This window comes from Actinoalloteichus spitiensis RMV-1378, from assembly GCF_000239155.1.
In the GTDB taxonomy this organism is placed as follows: Bacteria; Actinomycetota; Actinomycetes; order Mycobacteriales; family Pseudonocardiaceae; genus Actinoalloteichus_B; species Actinoalloteichus_B spitiensis.
Window position 1 is genome coordinate 1 of sequence record NZ_AGVX02000017.1, and the last position, 5,793, is coordinate 5,793.

General features: G+C 72.7%; 5 protein-coding genes. 1 reads left to right on the forward strand and 4 read right to left on the reverse strand.

The features are described from left to right. Window positions 1-234 precede the first annotated feature (234 nt). Complete coding sequence (gene rpmE, locus ACTIDRAF_RS0201080) at window positions 235-447, reverse strand: 50S ribosomal protein L31 (protein WP_016696860.1); 213 nt, start codon at window positions 445-447, stop codon at window positions 235-237. Between the two features lie 287 nt (window positions 448-734). Here rpmE and ACTIDRAF_RS0201085 point away from each other — a divergent pair, with 287 nt between their 5' ends. Beyond that, entirely contained in the window at window positions 735-1,157 is a 423-nt protein-coding gene (locus ACTIDRAF_RS0201085; protein ID WP_016696861.1) for a hypothetical protein, read from the forward strand. A gap of 48 nt (window positions 1,158-1,205) precedes the next feature. Here the strand turns inward: ACTIDRAF_RS0201085 and rho are convergent, their stop codons facing one another. The 3 genes from rho to thrC form a co-directional block, all read right to left on the reverse strand. After that, complete coding sequence (gene rho / locus ACTIDRAF_RS0201090) at window positions 1,206-3,113, reverse strand: transcription termination factor Rho (protein WP_026065648.1); 1,908 nt, start codon at window positions 3,111-3,113, stop codon at window positions 1,206-1,208. Window positions 3,114-3,758: 645 nt separating this feature from the next. Then, window positions 3,759-4,658, reverse strand: a complete 900-nt coding sequence (thrB, locus tag ACTIDRAF_RS0201095; protein ID WP_016696863.1) for a homoserine kinase — start codon at window positions 4,656-4,658, stop codon at window positions 3,759-3,761. 40 nt (window positions 4,659-4,698) lie between these two features. Next, window positions 4,699-5,754 (reverse strand): threonine synthase, encoded by a 1,056-nt coding sequence (thrC, locus tag ACTIDRAF_RS0201100; RefSeq protein WP_026065649.1) that lies wholly within the window; start codon window positions 5,752-5,754, stop codon window positions 4,699-4,701. Between the last annotated feature and the right edge of the window lie 39 nt (window positions 5,755-5,793).

Genomic DNA, 5,793 nt, shown 5'->3' on the forward strand with positions numbered 1-5,793 from the left:
GTGCCGCCGGCCGTAGCGGCGGGCCGCCGCACGGTCCGCCAGCACGGTGGGATCACCCAACCGCTCCTCCAGCTCCCCGTACTCGGTGAGCAAGCTCCGTAGCGTCGAGTTCTCCACGCCGCACCCTCCGTCCTTCACGACACGCCCGGCCCTGGTCACGGCGGGCCGGCACCCCAGAAACACGCCGACGGCGCCCACCCCGCCTGCGCGGTGGGGTGGGCGCCGTCGAAGGGGCTACTTCTTGCGGCGGCCGTAACGGGCCTCGAACCGGGCCACCCGGCCACCGGTGTCCAGAATGCGCTGCTTGCCCGTGTAGAACGGGTGGCAGTTGGAGCAGACCTCGACGGTCACCGCACCGGTGGAGCGGGTGCTCCGGGTGGTGAAGGTGTTGCCGCAACCGCAGGTGACCTGCGTGGTCACGTATTCGGGGTGGATACCGGTCTTCACAGGTGTGTCCCTTCGTCCGTGGCCGCCGGGTCCGCCCTGCCTGGCCAGCCCGGTGCTACCGGGGCCGGGCGAGGGGGTGAACCGGAGCCGTGTTCGGCGAACCAGTGTGCCAGATGCCCACCGCGTCGCCGCCACCCTCCACAACGCGGGAGGGCCGTCATCTGTTTCCGGTCATCGCGGTCCCACTCACCGTCACTGAGGAACCACCCGTCGCCGTATCGGCCCGTCGGGCGATCTGGGCCGCCGGTTCCGGGCGCCGCTCACGCGGGCTGCCCCATGCTGGGGCCGTGCTGTGCGCGAACCTCGGACCGCTGCGGGTGTGGGCCTGGCTCCTGGTGGCCCCGACGTTCCTGTGCACGGTCGTCGGTCTGGGCGGTCTGAGCCTGGTGCTGCCCGTCACCGGGGACACCGTCCGCCCGGACTGGTCCGTCCTGTTCGGGGCCGCGGCCGGGTTGAACGCCGTGTTCGCCGGTTCGGTCCCGTGGTCCCGCCGGTGGTCGGCGCGCTTGCTGAGCTGGCCCTACGGCATGTTGCTGATCACGTGCGCGTTGACCGTGGGCGACCTTCCGGTCCCCATGCCGGCGGCGCTGGGCTGCGCCGCCGCTGCCGTGGTGTGCTGGGCGCTGCTGCTGGCCGGCCGGCGTTCCGCCCCCTCCGGCGGCCGCGAGGCGAACCGCTGTTCGGGGGCGGCGGCGAGGGTCCCGGGGTGACCGGAGGCCCTGCCGCCGTGGCGGGGCGGCAACGCCTCCGGTGCGTCCTCAGTCCCCGTTCCCGCCAGGGGTGTTCTTCGCCACCTGCATCAGGAACTCGATGTTCGTCCGGGTCTTCCGCAGCCGCTCCAGCAGCAGGTCGAGCGCCTGCTGGTCGTCCAGCGCGGAGAGGACACGCCGCAGCTTGTGCGTGACGGCGAGCTCGTCCGGCGAGAGCAGGAGCTCCTCCTTGCGGGTGCTCGAGGCGTCGACGTCGACCGCCGGGAACGTCCGCTTGTCCGCGATCTTGCGGTCGAGCTTCAGCTCCGCGTTGCCGGTGCCCTTGAACTCCTCGAAGATCACCGTGTCGCCGGCGGATCCCGTCTCGACCAGCGCGGTCGCGAAGATGGTCAGCGAACCACCGTTCTCGATGTTGCGCGCCGCGCCCAGGAACCGCTTCGGCGGGTACAGCGCGGTCGAGTCGACACCACCGGAGAGGATCCGCCCGGAGGCCGGAGCCGCCAGGTTGTAGGCCCGGCCGAGCCGGGTGATGGAGTCGAGGAGCACGACCACGTCGTAACCCAGCTCCACCAACCGCTTCGCCCGCTCGATGGCCAGCTCCGACACCGTGGTGTGGTCGGACGGCGGCCGGTCGAAGGTCGAGGCGATGACCTCGCCCTTCACCGAGCGCTGCATGTCGGTGACTTCCTCGGGCCGCTCGTCGACCAGCACGACCATCAGGTAGCACTCGGGGTTGTTGGTCGTGATGGCGTTGGCGATGGCCTGGAGCACCATCGTCTTGCCGGCCTTGGGCGGCGAGACGATCAGGGCCCGCTGCCCCTTGCCCACCGGCATGACCAGGTCGATGACCCGGCCGGTCAGGGCGTGCGACTCGGTCTCCAACCGCAACCGCTCGTTCGGGTACAGCGGAGTCATCTTGGTGAACTCCGGGCGGCCCCGGGCGGCGTCCGGCGCGAGGCCGTTGATGGAGTCGACCCGCACCATCGGGTTGAACTTCTGACGCTGCTGCTCGCCCTCGCGCGGCTGGCGGACCACACCGGTGATCGCGTCGCCCCGGCGGAGCCCGTACTTGCGGACCAACGACAGGGAGACGTAGACGTCGTTCGGGCCGGCCAGGTACCCCGAGGTGCGGACGAACGCGTAGTTCTCCAACACGTCCAGGATGCCGGCCACCGGCAGGAGGACGTCGTCCTCCCGCACCTCCGGCTCGTTCCCGCCGCCCTCGGCGCGGCCGCGACCCCGACGGCGGTCCCGGAACCGACGGCCCCGCCGACGGCCACCGCCGTCCTCGTCGTCGTCGTCCCGACCGTCGTTCTGCCGGTCGTTGCGCGACGCGCGGTCCTGCCGGTCGCCACGCTCCTGGCGCTCGCCGCGCTCCTGGCGGTCACCGGAACGCTCGCTCTGACGCTCGCCACCCCGGTCCTCACCGCCGACACGTTCGCGGGACTCGCCGCCACCGTCGGTGGCGCTGGCGGCCCGGCTCGAGGTGCGGCGACGCCGGCCGCGACGGCCACCGTCCTCCTCGCCCTCGCCGGACGACGCGCTCTCGGACGCACCGCCGCCCCGGGCGCGGCGGCTGGGAGCCGACTGCGCCGGCGCGTCCCCGGAGGTCTGCTCGGTCTTGCCCTGGTCCTCGGACCCGAACGGCAGCTGCGCAGCGGTGTCGGTCTTGGCGGAACCACCGCCCTGCCGCTCCTTGATGGCGGCGATGAGATCACCCTTACGCATTCCAGTGGTGCTGGTGATGCCGAGTTCCCCGGCGAGCTGGCGAAGCTCCGCCATCACCATGCTGGACAGCCCTCCGCGCCGACGGGGAGCGGCTCCGTTGTCCGCCTGCTGCGGTACCTCCCCCTTCGCCGCAGAGCCCTTGCGTGACTTGGGCTTATCCGCTTCTGGCTGGTCAGCAGCCGAGGCCGCCGTGCCCGCCTCGCCGCTCAACAGTTCGGTGTTGCTCACAAATGTCCTTCCTGACCGGTCCGCGCCTCCTACGCGGACCAGCGGACCTGCCACGCTGCGGGACGCAGTGCGGCACTGCGGGCTCGGGGGCAGAACTGGCGGTCACGACGTTCTGCCCGCACGCACCCTAACCTGCCCGCTTATGGCGATTCTCGACGCTGCCACACCTGACGACACTCACGAAGAACCACCCGTACGGACCCCTCGGCCACCCCAGGCTGTCCGGGTACTCTCCACCGCTGGTCCCCGCTGGATAGCGCGAACCAACCTCATAGCGAGAGAATGCCTCCCGAGTTGACTACCCGGGACGGTACCGGCGCCCGTGCGCGCGGTGACTGATCGCCTTCGAGGGTAGACCGCTCGTCAACAGCTCGCAACAACCCGCGTCACCTGCGTGTCTCCCGGCGGCCGAACCAAACGGGCAAGATCACCACCGATGGAGGGTGTTGTGCCGTCGATCGGGTGTGGCTGACGGAGAAGGCGACCAGGTAGCGGGGGTACTGGCGAAAGGCTGGGGTTCCAGCGGTTCTGGCCAGCGTGGTGGTTCGCCGCGGCCATCCCCCTCCGATGACTCCATGTTACCGGCTGCCCGCGAGGCCCTCCGACCGGGGACCACGAACAGCCCTGGGAGGGCCCCACGGCTGGTCACCGCCCGGCCGACTCCTCACGGACCGTCACTCCCCGGGTGTCCACCGCCAACGGGCACACCGCCAACCCGGTGGTGTCGAACCCCGCCCACGACAGCTCGCCGGTGGGGAAGGCGACGACGGTGGGCCCCGCCCCGGAGATGGCGGCCGGGACGCCGGCGGCGCGCAGCTCCTCGACCAGCGCCAGCGCCCGGGGCCAGGCGGGCCGCCGGTACTCCTGGTGCAGCCTGTCGGCGGTCGCGTCGAGCAGCAGGTCGGGCCGCGAGGTCAACGCCGCCACGGCGAGGGCAGCCCGGCTGGCCGTGAACGCCGCGTCCTCGTGCGGCACCCGCTCCGGGAGCAGCCCGCGGGTGGTGTGCGTGGCCGACTCCACCTCGGGCACCAGCAGCACCGGCGCGAGCGTGGCGTGCGGTTCCAGCCGCAGCGCGCGGAACGCCGGGGACGCCCCGGCCGAGGACCAGGCGACGACCACCCCACCGAGCATGCTCGCCGCGACGTTGTCGGCGTGTCCCTCGAACCGGGCGGCGAGGTCGAGCGCCGACTCGTCCGGCTCCCGCCCGGCCAACGCGTACCCGGCCGCGACCCCGGACACGATGGTGGCGGCGGAGGACCCCAGACCTCGCGCGTGCGGGATGCGGTTGACGCACCGCAGCTCCACCCCGGGCAGTTCCACGCCCAGCGCGTCCGTGGCGGCCCGCAACGCCCGCACCAGCAGGTGGCTGGCGTCCCGGGGGACCGCGTCGGCGCCCTCACCGGAGACCTCCACCCGGATGCCCCGCTCCACCACCCGGAGCCGCACCTCGTCGTACCGCGCCAGCGCGAGCCCGAGGGTGTCGAACCCCGACCCCAGGTTCGCCGTCGACGCGGGAACCCGGATCCGCAGCTCCCGCCCGATCACGGCCGCCTCCGCCCCGGGCGCGCCGCTCGTCCCCGGAGGCTCATCCGAGTTCCAGCGCGGCGGCGACGGCGTTCGCGTCGACGGGCAGCGGCTCCACCTCCACCGCGCCATCCAGCGCGGTGCCGGGGTCCTTCAGGCCGTGCCCGGTGACGGTGCACACCACCACGGAGCCCGCGTCCAACCGCCCCGCCTCCGAGGACAGCAGCAGACCGGCGACGCTGGCGGCGGAGGCGGGCTCGACGAAGACCCCCTCCCGGGCGGACAGCAGCCGGTAGGCGTGCAGGATCCGCTCGTCGGTCACCGCGTCGAACCGGCCGCCGGACTCCGCCCTGGCCTGCTCGGCTCCCTGCCAGGACGCGGGGCTGCCCACCCGGATCGCGGTGGCGATCGTCTCGGGGTTGGCCACCGGCTCTCCGTGCACCATCGGGGCCGCACCCGCCGCCTGGAAGCCGAACATCCTGGGCGTGCCCGGCACCAGGCCGTCGCGCGCGTACTCCTGGTAGCCCTTCCAGTAGGCGGTGATGTTCCCGGCGTTGCCCACCGGCAGGCAGTGGATGTCGGGGGCCCGGCCGAGGACGTCGCAGATCTCGAAGGCCGCCGTCTTCTGCCCCTCGATGCGCACCGGGTTGACCGAGTTGACCAGGGTCACGGGGTGCTCGGCCTCGGTCTTGCGAGCCAGTTCCAGGCAGTCGTCGAAGTTGCCGGCCACCTGGAGGATCCGGGCGCCGTGGGCGACGGCCTGGGCCATCTTGCCCAGGGCGATCTTCCCGCTGGGCACCAGGACCGCGCAGGTCAGGCCTGCCCTGGCCGCGTAGGCGGCGGCGGAGGCCGAGGTGTTGCCGGTGGACGCGCAGATCACGGCCTGGCTACCGGCGGCCAGCGCGTGGGTGATCGCGACCGTCATGCCCCGGTCCTTGAAGGAGCCGGTGGGGTTGACGCCCTCCACCTTCAGGTAGACGGAGGTTCCGGTGAGTTCGCTGAGGTGGGGCGCCGGCAGCAGCGGGGTGCCGCCCTCGTGAAGGGTGACGATCCGCGCCTCGGACGGCACCGCCACCCGATCGGGGTAGGCGGCGATGACACCGGGCCACCCGGCCACCGCACCGGCGGGGACGGCCGACGCCGAGGCGCCGGCCCC